Below are 18,845 nucleotides of genomic sequence, written 5' to 3'. Positions count from 1 at the left end.
TTTGTAGTAACGGGAAAATGAGCGGGGAATCAGTCTTCCAGAACGGCGAGAATCTCGTTCTCAGCCATGACCAGCAGGTCTTCGCCGTCGACTTTCACAGTGTTGCTGCCGGAGTAAGGGCCGAAAACAACCTTGTCACCCACTTTTACGGCCAGCTCACGTACTTGACCGTTTTCCAGCGTCTTGCCCGGGCCTGCAGCGAGAATCACACCGTGGTTGGCTTTTTCAGCAGCCGAACCTGGCAGAACGATACCGCCAGCGGTTTTCTTTTCTTCTTCGCTGCGACGGATTACGACGCGGTCGTGCAGAGGACGAAGCTTGCTCATTGTCGATCTCTCCTAATTGTGTTTTTCATCGGCCGGTATCGATACCGGCAAGTTGTATTCCGGCGGTGCCGGTCGCGCCTCGCCAAGCAAGACGCGGAAGTCTGTCTGGTGTCGCCACCAGAAACCTTGCGGTGACCGTTACATAAGGGCGTATAAGCTTATTACAAGAGGCCGCGACGGAAATTTTTTACGAATGCCGGGCGGCAAAAGCAACACGGCACCCAAAGGCGCCGTGCAGGTCATGCGGTTATTTGCTGTCGCGGTGTTCGAACTCGCCTTCGATCACATCCCCTTCACGCCCCAACGGCTGGCGTGGCGCCGGGCCGCCACGGGGTTGCAGGTCATCGGCGAAGGCGCGCTGGCGGATCGCCGCTTCTTCAGCTCGCTGGCGCATCTTGCCGGCCAGCAGCTTGCGGGTGAACGGCAGCAGCATGACCAGGCCGACCACGTCGCTGATAAAGCCTGGCAGGATCAACAGGCCACCGGCCAAGGCCATCATCAGGCCTTCAAGCATGGTCTGAGCAGGCAGTTCGCCGCGGTTCAGGCTTTCACGCGCACGCAGCGCCGTGGCCAGGCCGGCGACGCGCAGCACCAGGACGCCGAGCATCGAGCCGAGAATAATCAGCAACAGTGCCGGGAAAAACCCGATGGCACTGCTGACTTGAACAAATACGAACAGCTCCAACACCGGGAACAGCAGAAAGAGCAATAAAAAAGGGCGCATCAAATGGTTCCTCAACGCAAGAATGCCTTGCCAGTCCACCTTAAATGACGTCGCCGTTTCGTGAATTCAAGCGCTGACGGCTTCTTTTTTCGGCCAGACCTCAGCGTGAGCCAATGAAACCAGGGCTTCGCGCACTTGTGTCGGCGTGTTGCAAGGCTCGGCAAACGGCAGCCAATACAAGGACTGGCCGATGCGCAGGTGCATGCCCTCGCCGTCGATACCGGCCAATTGCGCAGGTTCGGTGGTCGGCAGGCCGGTCAGCTCCACATAGTGGGCGATGGCCTTGGTGTGATCGCTGTTCATGTGCTCGATCATGCTGCGCTCGGCTTTGCCCGCAAACGGGTTGGCCAGGGTGAGCTGGTCGACCCAGTGAATCGCGCCAAAGCCGCCGATGTAACGGTGACGCACCGGTTTGAGCACCCAGAAGTCGAAATCGTGGGCCTTGTGGTAGTTGGCCGAATCCGGGAAGTAGCGGTAATAGCGCTCGGCGGCGGCTTCAATCGCAGCCTCATCCTCAAGCTTTTCGGCTTCGGCCAGGTAGGTCAGGCGCCCTACCGCTTGCACGTCATCCGCCTCGCGCTCACCCACCAGCAGCGAGCACTTGGGGTCTTTCTGCAGGTTGTGGGTGTGCTGGGCGATGCGGCTGATCAGGATGATCGGCTGGCCCTGCGCGTCGAGGCAGTACGGCACCACTGAGCCGAAGGGAAAACCCGGCATGGCTTTGGACAATGTGGAGAGCGCTCCACGGTATTCCTTGAGCAACAGCTCTCGGGCGTTCTTGGCAACCTGCGTGCTCACGGTATGACTCCTCGGGTGTTCAGCCGCCCACAGCCTATGGCGTCTATGGGAATGAATCTCAACACAAGGTAATCAATATCGGCGCGGGTTGCCAGAGTGTCCGTTGCTGGTTTTACCGGGCTGCTTTACCAGGCGACGCCGAAGCCTGCGGTGTAACGGGTCTTGTCCAAGCTGCTTTGCGATTCGCCATTAATGATGTCGCGCTCGGCCTTGAGGTTGAGCGAGGCCCATTCAGTGACTTTGTAGCGCAGGCCCATTTCCGCATCCAGGGAGTAATCGGACGGCCCGGCCAGCGGCTTGCCCACTTCGCCGTTAGTGAAGAATTCCACAGTCTTGCCCACCAGGTAGCGGTTGTAGCTCCACTTCATGGCCAGGGAATAGAAGTTGCTCTTGCGATCGTCCGAATACTGGTAATCGGTGCGGTTGACCAGCGAGCCGAGGGAGAACGCGCCCAGCTCATCGTCCCAGAACTGGTAGCCAGGGCCAGTACCCACGGTGCGCTGGCGGGACAGGTCTTCAACCTTGTCACGCTTGTAGGTCAGGCGGCCCTGCCAGTACCAATGCTCGGTGATGAAGCGGTCCAGGTCATATTCGAGCGACCAGTTGTCGGTGGTGGTCACGTCATCCTGGAACTCGCGGTTGTATTCGCCCTGGGCGGTATGCCGCCACTGGCCGTGACGCGCGGTGGTCTTGAAGTCGATGTCGTAGTCGTTGGTGTCCTTGTCGGCGCGTTTGTAGTCCAGCGCCAGGTCGACATTGCCCTTCCACACCAGGTCTTCGATCACAGGCTTTGGCTTGATGATCTGCTGGATGCTGGCCAAGTCCACGGTTTTCGGCGCTTCGCCATTGGTCAGGGTGACCTTGCCATCCTCCGCCGCTTTCAGGGATTTGGCCTTTTCACCGGTGTAAGCGTCCTGCTTGACCAGCAGTTCCTGGTCGCTTTCCAGGGTCTTGACCTGCTTCCAATCCACCGGGATGGCCCCTGCGTAGTTGGTCTGAATCAGCAATTTGCCACCGTCGAAGACTTTGATCTTGCCGGTCAGGCGGTCACCGTTCTTCAACCAGATGGTGTCGGCGAGCAGGGGCGTGGAGGCGCTGAGAACAGCAAGGCAGAGCAGGGTTCTGGACAACATAAGCGAATTCGAGGCTCGAAAATGGCGAAAAAGGGGCGTTATCGTGTTAGATAGCTTGGACTGACTCAAGGATTTATATTGAGTTCAATTCTCAACGGCATGATTACAGACGTTTCTTACAAAAACACCTCTTTATAAAGACGCGGCGATGCCCACACCCCACACACCCGAAGACGCCCCCCAAAGCCCCGCAGACATGCGCCGAACGGCCCTGTACCTGACCCTGGCGCAAGTGCCCGAAGGTTGCGTGGTGAGTTACGGCGAGTTGGCGCACCTGGCCGGCCTGGGCCGCGCTGCCCGCTGGGTCGGGCGCACGCTCAGCCAACTGCCGGAGGACACCCGTCTGCCCTGGCATCGGGTATTGGGTGCCGGTGGTCGGATAAGTCTGCCGGTGGGCAGCGCTTCAGGCGACGAACAACGTGCGCGTTTGCGCAGTGAAGGCGTCAGTATCCTGAACAATCGCGTTGATATTCAGCGTCATGGCTGGCGCCCGGTAGAGCACAGCGGTTAGAGTGCGCGCTTTGTTTCCGCAAATCTGAGGCAGACTCCAGCCCATGCCCCGTAAAACCTGGCGCGCCGCGCTCGCCGCCTATGCCAGCCCTTCGACGTTAGTCCTGTTGTTGCTCGGCTTCGCCGCCGGCTTGCCTTACATGTTGGTGTTTTCGACGCTATCTGTGTGGTTGCGCGAGGCCGGTGTGGCCCGCGAGACCATCGGCTATGCGAGCCTGATCGGCCTAGCCTATGCGTTTAAATGGGTCTGGTCGCCGCTGCTCGACCAATGGCGCCTGCCGCTGCTCGGCAAACTGGGACGACGTCGCTCCTGGCTGGTACTTGCCCAGACGCTGGTGATCCTCGGGTTGATCGGCATGGGTTTCTGCGACCCGCAAAAGCACTTGTCCTGGCTGATCGCCATTGCCGTTATCGTAGCCTTTGCCTCCGCCACCCAAGACATTGCGGTAGACGCCTATCGCCTGGAAATAGCCGACGACAGCCGCCAGGCCGCGCTGGCTGCCAGCTACATGTCCGGCTATCGCATCGCCGCACTGCTGGCCACCGCCGGCGCGCTGTTCTTTGCCGAAGGTTTCGGTTCCACCGGCTTCAACTATAAACACTCGGCCTGGACCGGTACTTACGTGCTGTTCGGCGTGCTGATGATCCCGGCACTGCTGACCACCTTCTTCATGCGTGAACCCGATGTGCCACTGCGCACCCAATTGCAGGCCGGGCGCTACAGCTTTGCGCATCAGCTTGTCTCGGTCTTTGTGCTGATCGTGCTGTTGGTGTCGGTCCCGGCGATGTTCACCCAGTTGTACAACACCGATTTCGCCAGCGTGCTGTTCCACGGCGTGAGCCTGTGGGAGCTGCTGATGGAAGATCGCGCGTTCCTGCGCGCCATCCTGTACATCATCCTCACCACCCTGTGCCTCTCGGCCATGGGTCGACGAGGCCTGGCACCCGTCCTCACGCCGGTTAACGACTTTATCCTGCGGTATCGCTGGCAGGCGCTGCTGCTGCTCGGGCTGATTGCGACCTATCGCATGTCCGACACGGTAATGGGCGTGATGGCCAACGTGTTCTACATCGACCAGGGCTTTACCAAGGACCAGATCGCCGGGGTCAGCAAGATCTTCGGCCTGATCATGACCCTGCTCGGCGCCGGTATGGGCGGCCTGTTGATTGTGCGCTTCGGCATCTTGCCGATCCTGTTTATCGGCGGCATTGCCTCGGCGGCCACCAACCTGCTGTTCGTGATGCTTGCCGACATGGGCCCGGACCTGCAGATGCTGATCTTCACCATCTCCCTGGATAACTTCAGTTCGGGGCTGGCCACCTCGGCGTTTGTCGCCTACCTGTCGAGCCTGACCAACCTCAAGTTCTCCGCCACCCAATACGCGCTGCTCAGCTCGATCATGCTGTTGCTGCCGCGCCTGATTGGTGGCTACTCGGGCGTGATGGTAGAGAAGTTCGGTTATCACAACTTCTTCATCATCACTTGCCTGCTGGGTGTGCCGACGCTGTTCCTGATTGCGCTGCACTGGTTTCAGGAAAGCCGACGGGCGCGGTTGAATCCTCCCGCAGAAGACTGACCCACCTCAGCCAATGTGGGAGCTGGCTTGTTGTGGCGAGCAAGCTTGCTTGCGCTGGGGTGCGAAGCGCCCCCAAAAAGCCGGTGACTGCTGCGCAGTCAAACGGGAGCAAGCTCCCTCGCCACAGCAAGCGCCCTCTCCATAGCAAGCCAGCTCCCACACACGCTCTACTCCACCAGAAACACCGCCACGACCTCACGCCTGTACTCCAGCGACAACCGCCCGTACAATCCCAAGTCATTTCAAGTCCAAGCAACCGACAACGGCCTACCATGCGTACCAGTCAATATTTGCTCGCCACACAGAAAGAAACGCCTTCCGACGCGGTTGTGATCAGCCATCAGCTGATGCTGCGCGCCGGCATGATCCGCAAACTGGCCTCCGGCCTGTACACCTGGCTGCCCATGGGCTTGAAGGTGATGCGCAAGGTCGAAGCCATCGTTCGCGAAGAAATGAACGCCGCCGGCTCTCTGGAAGTGTTGATGCCGAGCACCCAACCGGCTGAGCTGTGGCAGGAATCCGGGCGCTGGGAAGAGTACGGTCCTGAGTTGCTGCGCTTCAAGGACCGTCATGGCCGCGATTTCTGCGCCGGCCCGACCCATGAAGAAGTGATCACTGACCTGATGCGCAACGAGTTGAGCAGCTACAAGCAGCTGCCGTTGAACCTGTATCAGATTCAGACCAAGTTCCGTGACGAAATTCGCCCACGCTTCGGTTTGATGCGCGGCCGCGAATTCATCATGAAGGATGCCTACTCGTTCCACGCCGACCAGGCGTCCCTGCAGGCCACCTACGACCGCATGCACACCGCCTACTGCAACGTGTTCACGCGCCTGGGTCTGAAGTTCCGTCCGGTTGAAGCGGACAACGGCTCCATCGGCGGCGCCGGCTCCCACGAGTTCCACGTGCTGGCCGAGTCCGGCGAAGACGATATCGTGTTCAGCAACGGTTCCGACTACGCGGCGAACATCGAGAAAGCCGAAGCCGTGCCACGGGAAACGTCCCGCGCCGCACCGGCTGAAGAACTGCGCCTGGTGGACACGCCAGAGACCAAGACCATCGCGGCCCTGGTGGAAAAATTCAATCTGCCGATTGAAAAGACCATCAAGACCCTGATCGTGCGCGCCGAAGAAGAAGGCAAGCTGATCGCCCTGGTGATCCGTGGCGACCACGAACTCAACGAAATCAAGGCTGCCCAGCAACCTGGCGTGGCCAGCCCGCTGGTCATGGCCACCGATGCCGAACTGCGCGACGCCATTGGCGCCGGTGCTGGTTCGCTGGGCCCGCTGAACCTGCCGTTGCCGATCATCATCGACCGTTCGGTCGAGCTGATGAGCGACTTCGGTATCGGCGCCAACATTGATGACAAGCACTACTTCGGCGTGAACTGGGAGCGTGACTTGCCGGTTCCGACCGTGGCCGACCTGCGTAACGTGGTGGCCGGTGACCCAAGCCCGGATGGCAAGGGCACCCTGGAAATCAAGCGCGGCATCGAAGTCGGGCACATCTTCCAGCTGGGCAACAAGTACAGCAAGGCGATGAAGTGCGAAGTGCTGGGCGAGAACGGCAAGCCGATCACCCTGGACATGGGCTGCTACGGCATTGGCGTATCACGCGTGGTTGCCGCTGCCATCGAGCAGAACAACGACGAGAAAGGCATCATCTGGAGCGACGCCCTGGCACCGTTCCAGATCGCCCTGGTACCGCTGCGCTACGACAACGAGCAAGTACGCGAAGCCACCGACAAACTGTATGCCGAACTGACGGCTGCCGGTTTTGAAGTGCTGCTCGATGACCGGGACAAGAAAACCAGCCCGGGCATCAAGTTCGCCGACATGGAACTGATTGGCATCCCGCACCGTATCGTGGTCAGTGACCGCGGCCTGGCGGATGGCAATCTGGAATACAAGAGCCGGACCGAAGCCGAAGCCCAACCGTTGCCGGTGGCTGACGTGCTGTCTTTCCTTCAGGCGCGTATTCGTCGCTGAAAACCAGATCAAGAGAAGTCATGTTCAAGCGAAACACCAGAGCCCTGGGGGGCGCCGCCTTGTGCGGCGCCCTGCTGGTCAGCGGCTGCGCCAATCAAATGTCGCAACGCAGCGAGCACGAGGAGCGGGTCGAGCGAAAGTTGCTCGATCACAGCCTGCAAATCGATGTAGGCGAACCCAAAGTGCTGGAACTACCGCAACGCCGGGTTCGCATTCACGAGCAGAAGACCTTTGAGGTCACCGAGTTCGAAGTCACCCGCCGTTACGATCGCTACACCCCCTACCAGCCCTGGCGCAAACTCTATGAGATGCCTTTGGGTGCCGTTGCACTGGTAGCGGGCGCGGGCGCCAACGTGGTGAATATCTTCGCCCTCGGCAACCTGCCCACCAGCATGACGCGTGACTGGCTGAGCTACGGCGTGGACGGCATCAACCCGTTCATGAACGTGCAATCCCACGGCCGTGCGCAACAGAACCTGGCGGGTATCGATGAAGTGCAGCGCGACAAGCGCACGGAGTATTCGAGCCTGCCCTGGAGCGAGCGCCCGGTGCAAGTTACCGCCGGCAAGCAGACCCATGAGCTGACCACCGACCGCGATGGCGTACTGCGCCTGAACCTTTTGGACAGCCCATTTGCCGAGCAGGACCTGAACCGCGTCAGCACCTTGAAGATCAGCGTGGAAGATGGCCAGGACGATGTGCATTCCGACTCGACCCTGGCGATCAGCAACACCCTGCGCGGCAAGTTGCTCGAAGCCCATGGCCTGATCTACGACGACTTGGAAGATGACGAAGTGAACCAATGGGTGCACCGGGTCAAGCGCCTGTCGGAGCTGGGCCTGGAGGAAGAAGCCAGCGAGCTGGAACAAAGCCTGATCGAATTGACGCGCAATGATCCGGAGTTGCAGCAGGAGTTTCTGCAGGCGCTGACCAAGGATGCGGGAAGACTCGTCGCAGATCCTGGGGCACGCTGAGACTTCAGGCTGGATAAAAATCAAAATGTGGGAGCTGGCTTGCCTGCGATAGCGGTGTATTAGTCACAACATCAGTGACTGACACTGCGCTATCGCAGGCAAGCCAGCTCCCACATTTTTTTGATCCGGTTTCTACCAGGGAAATTGAAGCTGCTCGTTACCGCTGCTCAGGTCCAGCAACCGCACCCCAATCCCCAACAACCGCACCGGCTTCCCGCCCCGGTTAAACGCCTGGGTCAACAGCTGTTGATAACTCTCCAGATCCCGCCCTGCCCCGGCCTGCTCCAGCGTCGTCTGGGTAAAGTCATGAAACTTCACCTTAACGAACGGCTTGCCCGCGCGGTAGCTACTGTCTATACGCGCCATGCGCCCTGCCAGGGTTTCCATCAGCTCAGGCAGTTTCGCCAGGCAACTTGAGAGATCCGGCAGGTCCACGTCGTAGGTATTTTCCACACTGATCGATTGTCGGCGGCTGTCGTTCTGCACCACACGGTCATCAATCCCACGAGCCAGGCCCCAGAGCCGCTCGCCAAAACTGCCGAATTCACGCACCAGCGCCAGCTTGTTCCACTCGCGCAGTTGCAGGCAGTCTTCGATGCCCAGGCGCGCCAGCTTGTCGGCGGTGACCTTGCCGACACCGTGCAGCTTTTTCACTGGCAACTGCGACACAAAGTCTTCAACCTGATCCGGGGTGATCACAAACAGGCCGTTGGGTTTTTTCCAGTCGCTGGCGATCTTGGCCAGAAACTTGTTCGGCGCCACGCCGGCCGACACGGTGATGTGCAACTGGTTGGAGACGCGCCGGCGGATGTCCTGGGCGATGCGCGTGGCACTGCCGCCAAAATGCGGGCTGTCGGAGACATCCAGGTAAGCTTCGTCCAGCGACAACGGCTCGATCAGGTCGGTGTAGTCGCGAAAGATCGTCTGGATTTCCTTCGACGCTTCTTTATAAGCATCCATGCGCGGCTTGACGATGGTCAGGTCCGGGCACAGCTTCAAGGCGTGGCGCGATGACATGGCCGAGCGCACGCCATAGGCCCGCGCCTCATAGTTACAGGTTGCAATCACCCCTCGCCTGTCTGCCGAGCCGCCGACCGCCAGTGGCTTTTGCGCCAGGCTCGGGTCGTCGCGCATCTCGATGGCGGCGTAGAAGCAATCACAGTCGACGTGGATGATTTTGCGCTGCGTCATATAAACAGAGGGTGTAATCCAACGGGCGGCCAGTATCGCACTCACTCCTGTATATAGCACCAGTAGTTTGAATCTGCCGTTTGAGCGGTAGGAAATTTCCCAGATGAATTTATTTTCTCAATCGAAATCTACCCACCAATAGAGCCAAAACCCTTGGCCAGACTGGCCCCGAGGCCGTTTGAAGCCCACTTTGGAGAGCTAACCGCTTGAACCACAAGCGCTTTTCTTCAATTCACAGGTTGACACACCTGCGTTCCTCTGTAGAATGCCGACACACAGACGCGGGATGGAGCAGTCTGGTAGCTCGTCGGGCTCATAACCCGAAGGTCGTCGGTTCAAATCCGGCTCCCGCAACCAAACATCAAAAAAGGCTACTCGAAAGAGTGGCCTTTTTTGTGCGTGCCTGTTTTAGCCCTGTATGAAAATTGTAAGACAGAAAAAACGTTGCCCACCCTGCACTTACCGCACAAGGTGGCTGTGGAGTGACTAATTTCCACTTATTTGACCCATCAGACTATTAACGGTTGACACCTCGCCGTTGGGCTGTAGAATGCCGCCCACAGACGCGGGATGGAGCAGTCTGGTAGCTCGTCGGGCTCATAACCCGAAGGTCGTCGGTTCAAATCCGGCTCCCGCAACCAAACATCAAAAAAGGCTACTCGAAAGAGTGGCCTTTTTTGTATCCGGTGAAAAAGTTCTTCTGAAACAATGGTATGGCATCTTTCATGAAACCGTATTCGGTTTGCAGAGTCCATGTCATTGCAAGCTATGCTCAGTGCTCAAGCTCGACCCTCTACGACCAATTGGCCGCTGTCGCCGCCCCCGACGATAAGCGTTAATATTTGTAATTATTTTGTCCATAGGGATTGGTAACTTGGCTGGATACCTCCATCCTGTCGCGCACAATCCACGAGGTGATTGATGCGCGCCAACTCGTCTGAACCACAAGACACCGTCACAGCGGAACAACCGATCACTCCCACCCGTTTGCGATGGCTGGATCTGTTGAGCAAATACCGTCAACCCATTGGGCTGGCCGTCACCCTGTTGCTGTTCGCTATCGCCCTGATCGCCTGCCGACACTTGCTGCTGGAACTGGACCTTTACGCGCTCCACGACTCGATCCTGGAAGTGCCCAAGCCTGCCTTGCTCGGCGCATTTGCCGCCGCGGTCGCAGGTTTCATCATTCTATTGGGCTACGAATTCTCCGGCGCACGTTATGCCGGCGTGAAGCTGCCGGCCAAGACCCTGGCCATGGGTGGCTTCACCGCCTTTGCCATCGGCAATGCCATTGGGTTGTCGATGCTTTCGGGCGGTTCAGTACGCTACCGTTTATATGCACGCCATGGCATCGGTGCCTCGGAAGTGGCGCACATGACCGTGTTTGCCAGCCTGGCCTTGGGTACCGCCCTGCCGCCGTTGGCCGCACTGGCCACCTTGAGCAACTTGCCCGCGGCCTCGACCTACCTGCATTTGTCCCAAGGTTTGCTCGGTGGCATCGCCGGCGCGGTATTGCTGCTGTCAGTCGCACTGTGCATCGGTATTTATCGCCGGCGCCTGCCGGAACAACCTTACCCGGACAACCTGCTGGTCAAGGCCGGGCGTCGCACGCTGCGCCTGCCGGGCCGCCGCCTGACCTTCCTGCAACTGATCATCACCGCGCTGGATGTGGCCGCTGCCGCCACCGTCCTTTATATGTTGCTGCCGGAAGCGCCGCCGTTCGGCCCGTTCCTGCTGGTGTATTTGCTGGCCCTGGCTGCCGGTGTACTCAGCCATGTGCCGGGTGGCGTGGGCGTGTTCGAGGCAATTCTGCTGGCCGCGTTTGCCGATAAACTCGGCGCCGCGCCATTGGCCGCCGCCCTGCTGTTGTACCGGATGATCTACGTGGTTCTGCCGCTGCTGATCGCCTGTATCTTCCTGTTGGTCAACGAAGCCCAGCGTCTGTTCCAGACCCAGCAAAGCCTGCGGGTTGCTTCGGGCCTGGCGGCGCCGGTGCTGGCCGTACTGGTTTTTTTGTCCGGCGTGGTCCTGCTGTTTTCCGGCGCCACGCCGGAAATCGACTCACGCCTGGAAAACATCGGCTTCCTGATTCCCCACCGCCTGATTGATGCCTCGCACTTCGGTGCCAGCCTGATCGGCGTGTTGTGCCTGCTGCTCGCCCAAGGCCTGCGTCGACGTTTGTCGGCGGCCTGGATGCTGACCATGGTGCTGCTGCTGACCGGCGCCCTGCTCTCGCTGCTCAAAGGCTTCGACTGGGAAGAAGCCAGCCTGATGATCATGACGGCGGTGCTGCTGGCGATCTTCCGTCGCTCGTTTTACCGCGCCAGCCGCCTGACTGAGCTGCCGTTCTCGCCGCTGTACCTGGTGGCCAGTGTCTGTGTGCTGGGCGCCTCGATCTGGCTGCTGCTGTTTGCCTATCAAGACGTGCCGTACAGCCATCAGCTGTGGTGGCAGTTCACCCTGGACGCCAACGCCCCACGGGGCCTGCGTTCATTGCTGGGTGCGGCGGTGTTGCTGGTGATCGTGTCGTTGACCTGGCTGTTGCGCACTGCGCGCCCGGTCATTCACTTGCCGACACCGGATGAGCTGGAGCGTGCCACCAAGATCCTGATGGCCTCCTCGCAACCCGACGGCGGCCTGGCGCTGACCGGCGACAAGGCGTTGCTGTTCCACCCCAACGATGAAGCCTTCCTGATGTACGCCCGTCGCGGGCGCAGCCTGGTGGCCCTGTACGACCCGATCGGCCCGACTCAGCCCCGCGCGGAGATGATCTGGCAGTTCCGCGACCTGTGCGATATCCATCACGCGCGCCCAGTGTTCTATCAAGTACGCGCCGAGAACCTGCCGTACTACATGGACATTGGCCTCACCGCGATCAAGCTGGGCGAAGAAGCCCGCGTCGACCTCAAACGCTTTGACCTGGAAGCCAAGGGCAAAGAGATGAAGGACCTGCGCTACACCTGGAACCGTGGCACCCGGGACGGCCTGTCCCTGGAGATCTGCGACCCGGGCCAGGCGCCGATGGATGAGCTCAAAGTCATTTCCGATGCGTGGCTGACCGGCAAGAACGTGCGGGAAAAGGGCTTCTCCCTCGGACGTTTCAGTGACGACTACCTCAAGCACTTTCGCATCGCGATCATTCGCTTCGAAGGGCGCCCGGTAGCCTTCGCCAACCTGCTCGAGACCTACAACCATGACCTGGCCAGTCTCGACCTGATGCGTGCGCACCCGGACGCGCCGAAGCTGACCATGGAATTCATGATGGTTGGCCTGATTCAACATTATAAGAACCATGACTACGCCCGCTTCAGCCTCGGCATGGTGCCGTTGTCGGGCCTGCAACCGCGCCGTGGTGCGCCGCTGACCCAACGCCTGGGCTCGATGGTGTTCCGCCGCGGCGAGCAACTGTATAACTTCCAAGGTTTGCGCCGCTTCAAAGACAAGTTCCAGCCTGACTGGGAACCCCGTTATATGGCCGTGCCCGCAGGACTTGATCCGCTGGTGGCACTGGCCGATACCGCCGCCCTGATTGCGGGCGGCTTGACTGGATTGGTGAAACGCTGATGATTCGACGCTCCTGGCGGTATGTATTGGCCTTAGTAGTGCTGCTCGCGCTGATCGCGGCGGGTGGCTTTTGGTACTGGAACCGCCCTGCCCCGCAACCGATCCTGGAACAACTGCCCCAGGCCGACGGTTCGGTGATGACCCGTGTGACGCCTAACGGCTCGGCCAAGGCCCGCGTGGCCGTGGCTGTAATGGCCGATGAGACCTTGAGCGACAGCCAACTGATTGCCCTGAGCCAGGGCGGCTCGGCGCAAATCGTTCAAGTGATCCTGCCAAAAGATGACTGCAAGTTGCAGGAACAAGCCCTGCAAAGCGCCCTGGCCCAGCTTAAAGGCCCGGCGACGCTGGTCAGCGGCATCGGCCCTGGCGCCGCACTCGCCTGGCGCTGGCTGGCCACACAGAACGACGACAAGGCCAACGCCATCTCCGTCGGCTTCGCCCTGGTTCAGGAAGGTTGCAAGGACCCACTGCCGAAGACCTCTGCCCATGGCAATTGGCTGGTGGCGTGGAACGATAACCCTGACGATGAAAGCGCCAGTTTCGTACGCGATACACCGCGCGCGACGACCAGCATCAGCGACTACGACATTCACTACCCACAAGTACTGAACAACGAACTGCGCAAGCAATTGGTCGGTTCGGACAACGGCGGCCTGGCGATTCCGGTGGTCGAAGTACCGGCTGGCCAAGCCAAGGACACCGTTACCTTGTTCCTCTCCGGTGATGGCGGCTGGCGTGACCTGGACCGCGATGTGGCCGGTGAAATGGCCAAGATCGGCTACCCGGTGGTCGGCATCGACACCCTGCGCTACTACTGGCAGCACAAGACCCCGGAACAAAGCGCCAAAGACCTCACCGAGCTGATGCAGCACTACCGCCAGAAGTGGGGCACCAAGCGCTTCGTACTGACCGGCTATTCGTTCGGCGCCGACGTACTGCCAGCGATCTACAACCGCATGCCGGAAAGCGAACAGCAGCGTGTCGACGCCATTATCCTGCTCGCATTCGCACGCACTGGCAGCTTTGAAATCGAAGTGGAAGGCTGGCTGGGCAATGCCGGCAAAGAGGCCGCCACTGGCCCGGAAATGGCCAAGCTGCCAGCCGATAAAGTGGTGTGCATCTACGGAGCTGAAGAAGTCAACGAGAGTGGTTGCACCGACACCACTGCCGTAGGCGAGGCTGTGAAGCTGCCGGGCGGGCATCACTTTGATGAGAACTACCCGGCGCTGGCTCAGCGCTTGGTGGATATCATTGTGAAGCACCAGGCTAAAGACAAAGCTGAGTAATCCAAGGCTGCCCACAAAGCTGAACGTGGGCACCTCTGTGGGAGCTGGCTTGCCTGCGATAGCATCACCTCGGTCTGTCTGATAGACCGAGGCGTCCGCATCGCAGGCAAGCCAGCTCCCACAACAAGCCCGCTCCCACAGTTGTTTTGTGGTGTGGCCCAGACTCAGCGCGGTTCGATATGCGCAATCATCAACTGCACAGTCTCATTGCCACGAAACTCGTTCACATCCAGCTTGTAGGCCAATTCCACCCAACGCACCGTCGGGTTCGGCCACACCTCACGGTCCACACCAAACGCAATGCCGTCGAGCTTCACTGACCCGCATTCGCTCTTGAGCACCACTTTAAGGTGCCGCTCGCCAACCACACGCTGTTCAACCAACTGAAACACACCGTGAAACAACGGCTCGGGAAAGTGCTGGCCCCATGGCCCGGCATGGCGCAGTGCGCGCGCCAACTCGAGGTGAAACTCTTCCACCGCCAACGTGCCGTCAGTCAGCAGGCGACCGGTGAGGTCTTCTTCACACAGCTGCCGGCGCACTTCGGCATCAAAGGCTTCGGCAAACAGCGGGAAGTTTTCCTCGGGCAAGGTCAGGCCGGCGGCCATGGCGTGGCCGCCGTATTTGGCGATCAGGTTGGGATGCTGGCTGGCGACCACCGCCAGGGCATCACGGATGTGAAAACCCTGCACAGAACGCCCTGAGCCCTTGAGCAGGCCATCACCAGCGTCGGCGAAGGCGATGGTCGGACGGAAATACCGCTCTTTCATGCGTGACGCCAGAATACCGATCACACCTTGGTGCCATTCAGGGTCGAACAGGCACAAGCCGTAAGGCATCGACTCCACCGGCAAGTCCTTGAGCTGGGCCAGGGCCTCGCGCTGCATGCCTTGTTCGATGGATTTGCGGTCCTGGTTCATGCCGTCCAACTGCGCGGCCATTTCCCGCGCCGCCGCCACGTCGCTGGTGAGCAGGCATTCGATGCCCAGGCTCATATCATCCAGGCGCCCGGCTGCATTGAGGCGTGGCCCGAGGATAAAACCGAGGTCGGTGGAGGTGATACGCGCCGCATCGCGCTTGGCCACTTCGAGAATCGCCTTGATCCCCGGCCGCGCACGCCCGGCACGAATACGCTCCAGGCCCTGATGCACCAGAATGCGGTTGTTGGCATCCAGCGGCACCACGTCAGCGACGCTGCCCAAGGCGACCAGATCAAGCAGTTCGCCAATATTTGGCTGGGGTTTGTTGTCGTACCAGCCCAGGCTGCGCAACCGCGCGCGCAGGGCCATCAGCACGTAAAAGATCACACCCACGCCGGCCAACGCCTTGCTGGGGAACTCGCAGCCAGGCTGGTTCGGGTTGACAATGGCATCCGCCGCCGGCAATTCATCACCCGGCAAGTGGTGGTCAGTGACCAATACTTGCAACCCGGCGGCCTTCGCCGCCGCCACGCCTTCAACGCTGGAGATGCCGTTATCCACGGTGATCAGCAGCTGCGGCTCGCGCTGCAGCGCCACAGCGACGATTTCCGGGGTAAGCCCGTAGCCGTATTCGAAGCGGTTGGGCACCAGGTAATCGACATGCGCCGCGCCGAGCAAACGCAGGCCCAGCGTGCCCACGGTACTGGCCGTGGCGCCATCGGCGTCGAAGTCACCGACGATGAGGATACGCTGGCGCTGCTCCAGAGCCGTCACCAGCAGGTATACCGCCGCGTCGATGCCCTTGAGTTGCTGGTAGGGAATCAACCGCGCCAGGCTCTTGTCCAGCTCAGCCTCCGACTGCACCCCGCGTGCGGCGTAGAGACGGGTCAACAGCGGTGGCAATTCACCGAGAAACGGCAGGACAGCGGGCAACGGGCGAGGATCGATACGCATGGGGTAACGGAAGCTTCTCTTCAGATACAACGGTTAAACGACAATTGAGCAATCAACACAGATCAACGCTGGAACCTGTTTGTGTAGCCAGCTCCCACAGAAGCCAGCTTTTCACAGTTTTACTTTTTAGCCGCGTTCGCCGACCAGCCACTCCAGCTGCACTTCATGCTGGCCACGGTCGTCAGTCACGAAAATAGTGCCTTCGCTGATCATCACGTCCCACTTGATCACGCGCGGCATGTCCTTGGCCAGGGTCTCGAGGACTTCCTGCGGCACGGCGGCGATGTGGACGTTCTTGAGGTTCTTGGCCACCGGCACCACTTTGCCTTCCCATACGCGCAGGCTGCCATAGGCCAGCAGGCTGGTGCGCTCGGTACGGCGTGAGCACCAGGTCAAGCGGTCGGCGTCGGGCTGGCCGACTTCAATCCAGTGCAGAACCCGATCATCCAGGCTTTTTTCCCACAGGGCTGGCTCGTCTACATCTGACAGGCCACGCCCGAACGCCAACTGCTCGTTGTACCAAAGGGCGTAGGCCAGCAGCCGCACGGTCATACGTTCTTCGGTTTCCGAAGGGTGGCGGGCGATGGTCTGCTTGACGCTCTCGTACACCGAACGATCGAGGTCGGTGAGGTTCAGTTCAAATTTGTAGGTCGTGGACGGCTGGGCCATGAACGGGCTTCTAAAGACAGGGAAAGGTCGCCAGTCTAACCGATGGGGCAGCCATTGAACGAATACTGCGCTGCATCATGCTTATCCCTGGGCCGCTCGCCTATGTTAAAAGGCATGACACCACCGCCCCTGCTTGCTAAGGATCCTCATGTCGTTTAATGCCAAACCGCTCGCCGGCCTGAAAGTCATCGAACTGGGCACCCTGATCGCCGGACCGTTTGCCTCACGTATCTGCGCCGAATTCGGTGCCGAGGTGATCAAGGTCGAATCCCCCGATGGCGGCGACCCGCTGCGCAAGTGGCGCAAGCTGTACGAAGGCACGTCGCTGTGGTGGTTTGTGCAGGCGCGCAATAAAAAGTCGCTGACCCTGAACCTCAAGCACCCGGATGGCCTGGCGATTCTTAAACAGCTGCTGGCGGACGCCGACATCCTGATCGAAAACTTCCGCCCCGGCGTGCTGGAAAAACTCGGTTTGAGCTGGGAAACCCTGCACGCGCTGAACCCCAAGCTGGTGATGGTGCGCCTCTCCGGTTTCGGCCAGACCGGCCCGATGAAAGACCAGCCGGGCTTTGGCGCGGTGGGCGAGTCCATGGGCGGTCTGCGCTACATCACAGGCTTTGAAGATCGCCCGCCGGTGCGCACCGGGATTTCCATCGGCGACTCCATCGCGGCTCTGTGGGCGGTGATCGGCGCGCTGATGGCGTTGCGTCACCGTGAGGTCAACGGCGGGCTCGGCCAAGTGGTGGATGTGGCGCTGTACGAAGCCATCTTCGCGATGATGGAAAGCATGATCCCGGAGTTCGACGTGTTCGGGTTTATCCGCGAGCGCACCGGCAACATCATGCCCGGCATCACGCCGTCCTCGATTCATACCAGTGCTGACGGCAAGCATGTGCAGATCGGCGCCAATGGCGATGCCATCTTCAAGCGCTTCATGAGCGCCATCGGCCGCGACGATTTGGCCAATGACCCGGCCCTGGCCAGCAATGACGGGCGCGACAGCCGCCGTGACGAGCTTTACGGGGTGATTGATCGGTGGGTCAACTCGATGCCGCTGGAGCAAGTGGTCGAGCAACTGAACAAGGCCGAAGTACCCGCCAGCCGTATCTACAGCGCCGAAGACATGCTCGGCGACCCGCAGTTTCTGGCCCGGGAAATGTTCCTCAAGGCGCAGTTGCCAGGTGGCAAGGACTTCAAGATGCCAGGCATCGTGCCCAAGCTCTCCGAGACGCCGGGCAGTTGCGAATGGGTTGGGCCGCAGTTAGGGGAGCACAACAGCACGGTGCTCAATGAGCTGGGTTACGACGCCGCCGCCATCACCCGTTTGCGTGAGGATGGCGCGATCTGATGGTTCGCCCGTACGTCCGCCTGCTCCTTGTAAGCACGCTGCTCGGCGGCTGGTCGCTCTCGGCTCAGGCCGAGGACACACTGACCTGGCTGCTGCGCGACCTGCCGCCAATGACCATCTTCGAAGGCCCGCAAAAAAACCAGGGCGCACTCGACCAACTGTTGCCGATGCTCATGGAGCACCTGCCGGAGTATCGTCATCAAGTGATGCACGTCAACCGCGCGCGCGGCATTCAAATGTTGCGTGCTCAATCCCTGACCTGTGACCCATCGCTGCTGTGGACGCCGGAGCGCGCCCAGTACGTGGTGTTTTCCGCCCAGGCATTCGTGACGGTCAGCAATGGGGTGACGATCCAGCGCAGCCACCAGGCGGCCATGGCGCCCTATATCGTCGAGGGTCAGTTTGACCTGCAAGCCTTTCTCAAATCCCATACGGCGCGCATTGGCGCCACGGCCGAACGCAGTTACGGCCCCGCCGTCGATGAACAGCTAAAGCACGCCGACCCGCACACCCTGGCCCTGCATTACGGCAATGACGCCCTTGGCAGCCTGTTGCAGATGCAGCGCCTGGGGCGGCTGGAGGCGGTGCTGGGTTACCCGCCGGAAATCCGCTATCACGCCCAGCAACAGGGAATTGCGGCCCACGACCTGCTGTTCTTTCCCATCAAGGGCTCAGCGCCTTACCAACGCACGCATATCGCTTGCTCCAACACGCCGCAAGGTCGCCAGGCCATGCAGCGAATCGATCAGGCATTGGGCGAGATTCCACTGGAGCAGGTGCAACAGTCCTACGCCTCGTGGCTGGACCCAGTGATGCGTGAACAGTATTTGTCGCACAACCCGAGTTTCTTCCTCGACTCTCCCGAGCCCTGAGCACCGAGACC

At 60.3% G+C, this 18,845-nt stretch carries 15 protein-coding genes and 2 tRNA genes; 10 read left to right on the top strand and 7 right to left on the bottom strand.

Translation table 11 applies throughout. The features are described from left to right. Positions 1-29: 29 nt before the first annotated feature. From groES to AB4P96_RS07640, 4 genes are all read right to left on the bottom strand, one after another. Positions 30-326, bottom strand: a complete 297-nt coding sequence (gene groES / locus AB4P96_RS07655; RefSeq protein ID WP_017139748.1) for a co-chaperone GroES — start codon at positions 324-326, stop codon at positions 30-32. A gap of 247 nt (positions 327-573) precedes the next feature. Continuing rightward, a complete protein-coding gene (locus AB4P96_RS07650) occupies positions 574-1,050 on the bottom strand; it encodes an FxsA family protein (RefSeq protein ID WP_016975517.1) in 477 nt (158 codons plus the stop codon). Between the two features lie 66 nt (positions 1,051-1,116). Then, positions 1,117-1,848, bottom strand: coding sequence for a HugZ family protein (locus AB4P96_RS07645; RefSeq protein WP_017139747.1), 732 nt, complete (start codon positions 1,846-1,848; stop codon positions 1,117-1,119). A 125-nt stretch (positions 1,849-1,973) separates the two neighbouring features. Then, positions 1,974-2,981 (bottom strand): DUF481 domain-containing protein, encoded by a 1,008-nt coding sequence (locus tag AB4P96_RS07640; protein ID WP_017139746.1) that lies wholly within the window; start codon positions 2,979-2,981, stop codon positions 1,974-1,976. Between the two features lie 148 nt (positions 2,982-3,129). Between AB4P96_RS07640 and AB4P96_RS07635 the strand changes: the two genes are divergently transcribed. The 4 genes from AB4P96_RS07635 to AB4P96_RS07620 all read left to right on the top strand — a co-directional run bounded on the left by AB4P96_RS07635 (position 3,130) and on the right by AB4P96_RS07620 (position 8,030). Further along, positions 3,130-3,492, top strand: a complete 363-nt coding sequence (locus tag AB4P96_RS07635; RefSeq protein WP_026013897.1) for an MGMT family protein — start codon at positions 3,130-3,132, stop codon at positions 3,490-3,492. Positions 3,493-3,535: 43 nt separating this feature from the next. Further along, the gene (locus AB4P96_RS07630; RefSeq protein WP_017139744.1) at positions 3,536-5,068 is read left to right on the top strand and encodes an AmpG family muropeptide MFS transporter; all 1,533 of its coding nucleotides are present in this window, start codon (positions 3,536-3,538) and stop codon (positions 5,066-5,068) included. A 272-nt stretch (positions 5,069-5,340) separates the two neighbouring features. Next, positions 5,341-7,056: a proline--tRNA ligase gene (locus AB4P96_RS07625; protein WP_017139743.1), complete on the top strand. Its 1,716-nt coding sequence runs from the start codon at positions 5,341-5,343 to the stop codon at positions 7,054-7,056. A gap of 20 nt (positions 7,057-7,076) precedes the next feature. Further along, positions 7,077-8,030, top strand: a complete 954-nt coding sequence (locus tag AB4P96_RS07620) for a hypothetical protein (protein ID WP_017139742.1) — start codon at positions 7,077-7,079, stop codon at positions 8,028-8,030. Between the two features lie 132 nt (positions 8,031-8,162). Here AB4P96_RS07620 and dinB read toward each other — a convergent pair whose 3' ends face one another. Further along, positions 8,163-9,221 carry a DNA polymerase IV gene (gene dinB, locus AB4P96_RS07615; protein WP_099549358.1) on the bottom strand — a complete coding sequence of 353 codons (1,059 nt, stop codon included), beginning with the start codon at positions 9,219-9,221 and terminating at the stop codon, positions 8,163-8,165. A gap of 280 nt (positions 9,222-9,501) precedes the next feature. On the opposite strand from dinB, the gene AB4P96_RS07610 reads away from it, so the two are divergent. The 4 genes from AB4P96_RS07610 to AB4P96_RS07595 all read left to right on the top strand — a co-directional run bounded on the left by AB4P96_RS07610 (position 9,502) and on the right by AB4P96_RS07595 (position 14,071). Further along, a tRNA-Met gene (locus AB4P96_RS07610) sits at positions 9,502-9,578 on the top strand. 207 nt (positions 9,579-9,785) lie between these two features. Then, positions 9,786-9,862, top strand: a tRNA-Met gene (locus AB4P96_RS07605). 280 nt (positions 9,863-10,142) lie between these two features. After that, the gene (gene mprF, locus AB4P96_RS07600; RefSeq protein ID WP_017139740.1) at positions 10,143-12,785 is read left to right on the top strand and encodes a bifunctional lysylphosphatidylglycerol flippase/synthetase MprF; all 2,643 of its coding nucleotides are present in this window, start codon (positions 10,143-10,145) and stop codon (positions 12,783-12,785) included. Then, entirely contained in the window at positions 12,785-14,071 is a 1,287-nt protein-coding gene (locus AB4P96_RS07595; protein ID WP_138452077.1) for a virulence factor family protein, read from the top strand. The genes mprF and AB4P96_RS07595 overlap by 1 nt, the downstream gene beginning before the upstream one ends. Positions 14,072-14,235: 164 nt before the next feature. On the opposite strand, the gene recJ is transcribed toward AB4P96_RS07595, so the two are convergent. Together recJ and AB4P96_RS07585 are read right to left on the bottom strand one after the other, a co-directional pair. After that, positions 14,236-15,945 carry a single-stranded-DNA-specific exonuclease RecJ gene (gene recJ, locus AB4P96_RS07590; RefSeq protein WP_395600647.1) on the bottom strand — a complete coding sequence of 570 codons (1,710 nt, stop codon included), beginning with the start codon at positions 15,943-15,945 and terminating at the stop codon, positions 14,236-14,238. A gap of 126 nt (positions 15,946-16,071) precedes the next feature. Next, positions 16,072-16,614, bottom strand: a complete 543-nt coding sequence (locus tag AB4P96_RS07585) for a YaeQ family protein (RefSeq protein ID WP_099549357.1) — start codon at positions 16,612-16,614, stop codon at positions 16,072-16,074. 148 nt (positions 16,615-16,762) lie between these two features. Here AB4P96_RS07585 and AB4P96_RS07580 point away from each other — a divergent pair, with 148 nt between their 5' ends. Then, entirely contained in the window at positions 16,763-17,962 is a 1,200-nt protein-coding gene (locus AB4P96_RS07580; protein ID WP_395600646.1) for a CaiB/BaiF CoA transferase family protein, read from the top strand. Continuing rightward, positions 17,962-18,834 (top strand): TIGR02285 family protein, encoded by an 873-nt coding sequence (locus AB4P96_RS07575; RefSeq protein ID WP_236460765.1) that lies wholly within the window; start codon positions 17,962-17,964, stop codon positions 18,832-18,834. The genes AB4P96_RS07580 and AB4P96_RS07575 overlap by 1 nt, the downstream gene beginning before the upstream one ends. Positions 18,835-18,845 lie beyond the last annotated feature (11 nt).

It is taken from the genome of Pseudomonas sp. B19125, from assembly GCF_044218855.1.
Taxonomy (GTDB): domain Bacteria; phylum Pseudomonadota; class Gammaproteobacteria; order Pseudomonadales; family Pseudomonadaceae; genus Aquipseudomonas; species Aquipseudomonas edaphica.
This window is presented reverse-complemented; position numbering and strand designations above follow the sequence as displayed.

Excerpts from the sequence above, each read along its gene's own strand:
- groES (WP_017139748.1), bottom strand. The coding sequence starts at position 326 with ATGAGCAAGCTTCGTCCTCTGCACGACCGCGTCGTAATCCGTCGCAGC.
- AB4P96_RS07650 (WP_016975517.1), bottom strand. The coding sequence starts at position 1,050 with ATGCGCCCTTTTTTATTGCTCTTTCTGCTGTTCCCGGTGTTGGAGCTG.
- AB4P96_RS07640 (WP_017139746.1), bottom strand. The coding sequence starts at position 2,981 with ATGTTGTCCAGAACCCTGCTCTGCCTTGCTGTTCTCAGCGCCTCCACG.
- AB4P96_RS07635 (WP_026013897.1), top strand. The coding sequence starts at position 3,130 with ATGCCCACACCCCACACACCCGAAGACGCCCCCCAAAGCCCCGCAGAC.
- AB4P96_RS07630 (WP_017139744.1), top strand. The coding sequence starts at position 3,536 with ATGCCCCGTAAAACCTGGCGCGCCGCGCTCGCCGCCTATGCCAGCCCT.
- AB4P96_RS07625 (WP_017139743.1), top strand. The coding sequence starts at position 5,341 with ATGCGTACCAGTCAATATTTGCTCGCCACACAGAAAGAAACGCCTTCC.
- AB4P96_RS07620 (WP_017139742.1), top strand. The coding sequence starts at position 7,077 with ATGTTCAAGCGAAACACCAGAGCCCTGGGGGGCGCCGCCTTGTGCGGC.
- dinB (WP_099549358.1), bottom strand. The coding sequence starts at position 9,221 with ATGACGCAGCGCAAAATCATCCACGTCGACTGTGATTGCTTCTACGCC.
- mprF (WP_017139740.1), top strand. The coding sequence starts at position 10,143 with ATGCGCGCCAACTCGTCTGAACCACAAGACACCGTCACAGCGGAACAA.
- AB4P96_RS07595 (WP_138452077.1), top strand. The coding sequence starts at position 12,785 with ATGATTCGACGCTCCTGGCGGTATGTATTGGCCTTAGTAGTGCTGCTC.
- recJ (WP_395600647.1), bottom strand. The coding sequence starts at position 15,945 with ATGCGTATCGATCCTCGCCCGTTGCCCGCTGTCCTGCCGTTTCTCGGT.
- AB4P96_RS07585 (WP_099549357.1), bottom strand. The coding sequence starts at position 16,614 with ATGGCCCAGCCGTCCACGACCTACAAATTTGAACTGAACCTCACCGAC.
- AB4P96_RS07580 (WP_395600646.1), top strand. The coding sequence starts at position 16,763 with ATGTCGTTTAATGCCAAACCGCTCGCCGGCCTGAAAGTCATCGAACTG.
- AB4P96_RS07575 (WP_236460765.1), top strand. The coding sequence starts at position 17,962 with ATGGTTCGCCCGTACGTCCGCCTGCTCCTTGTAAGCACGCTGCTCGGC.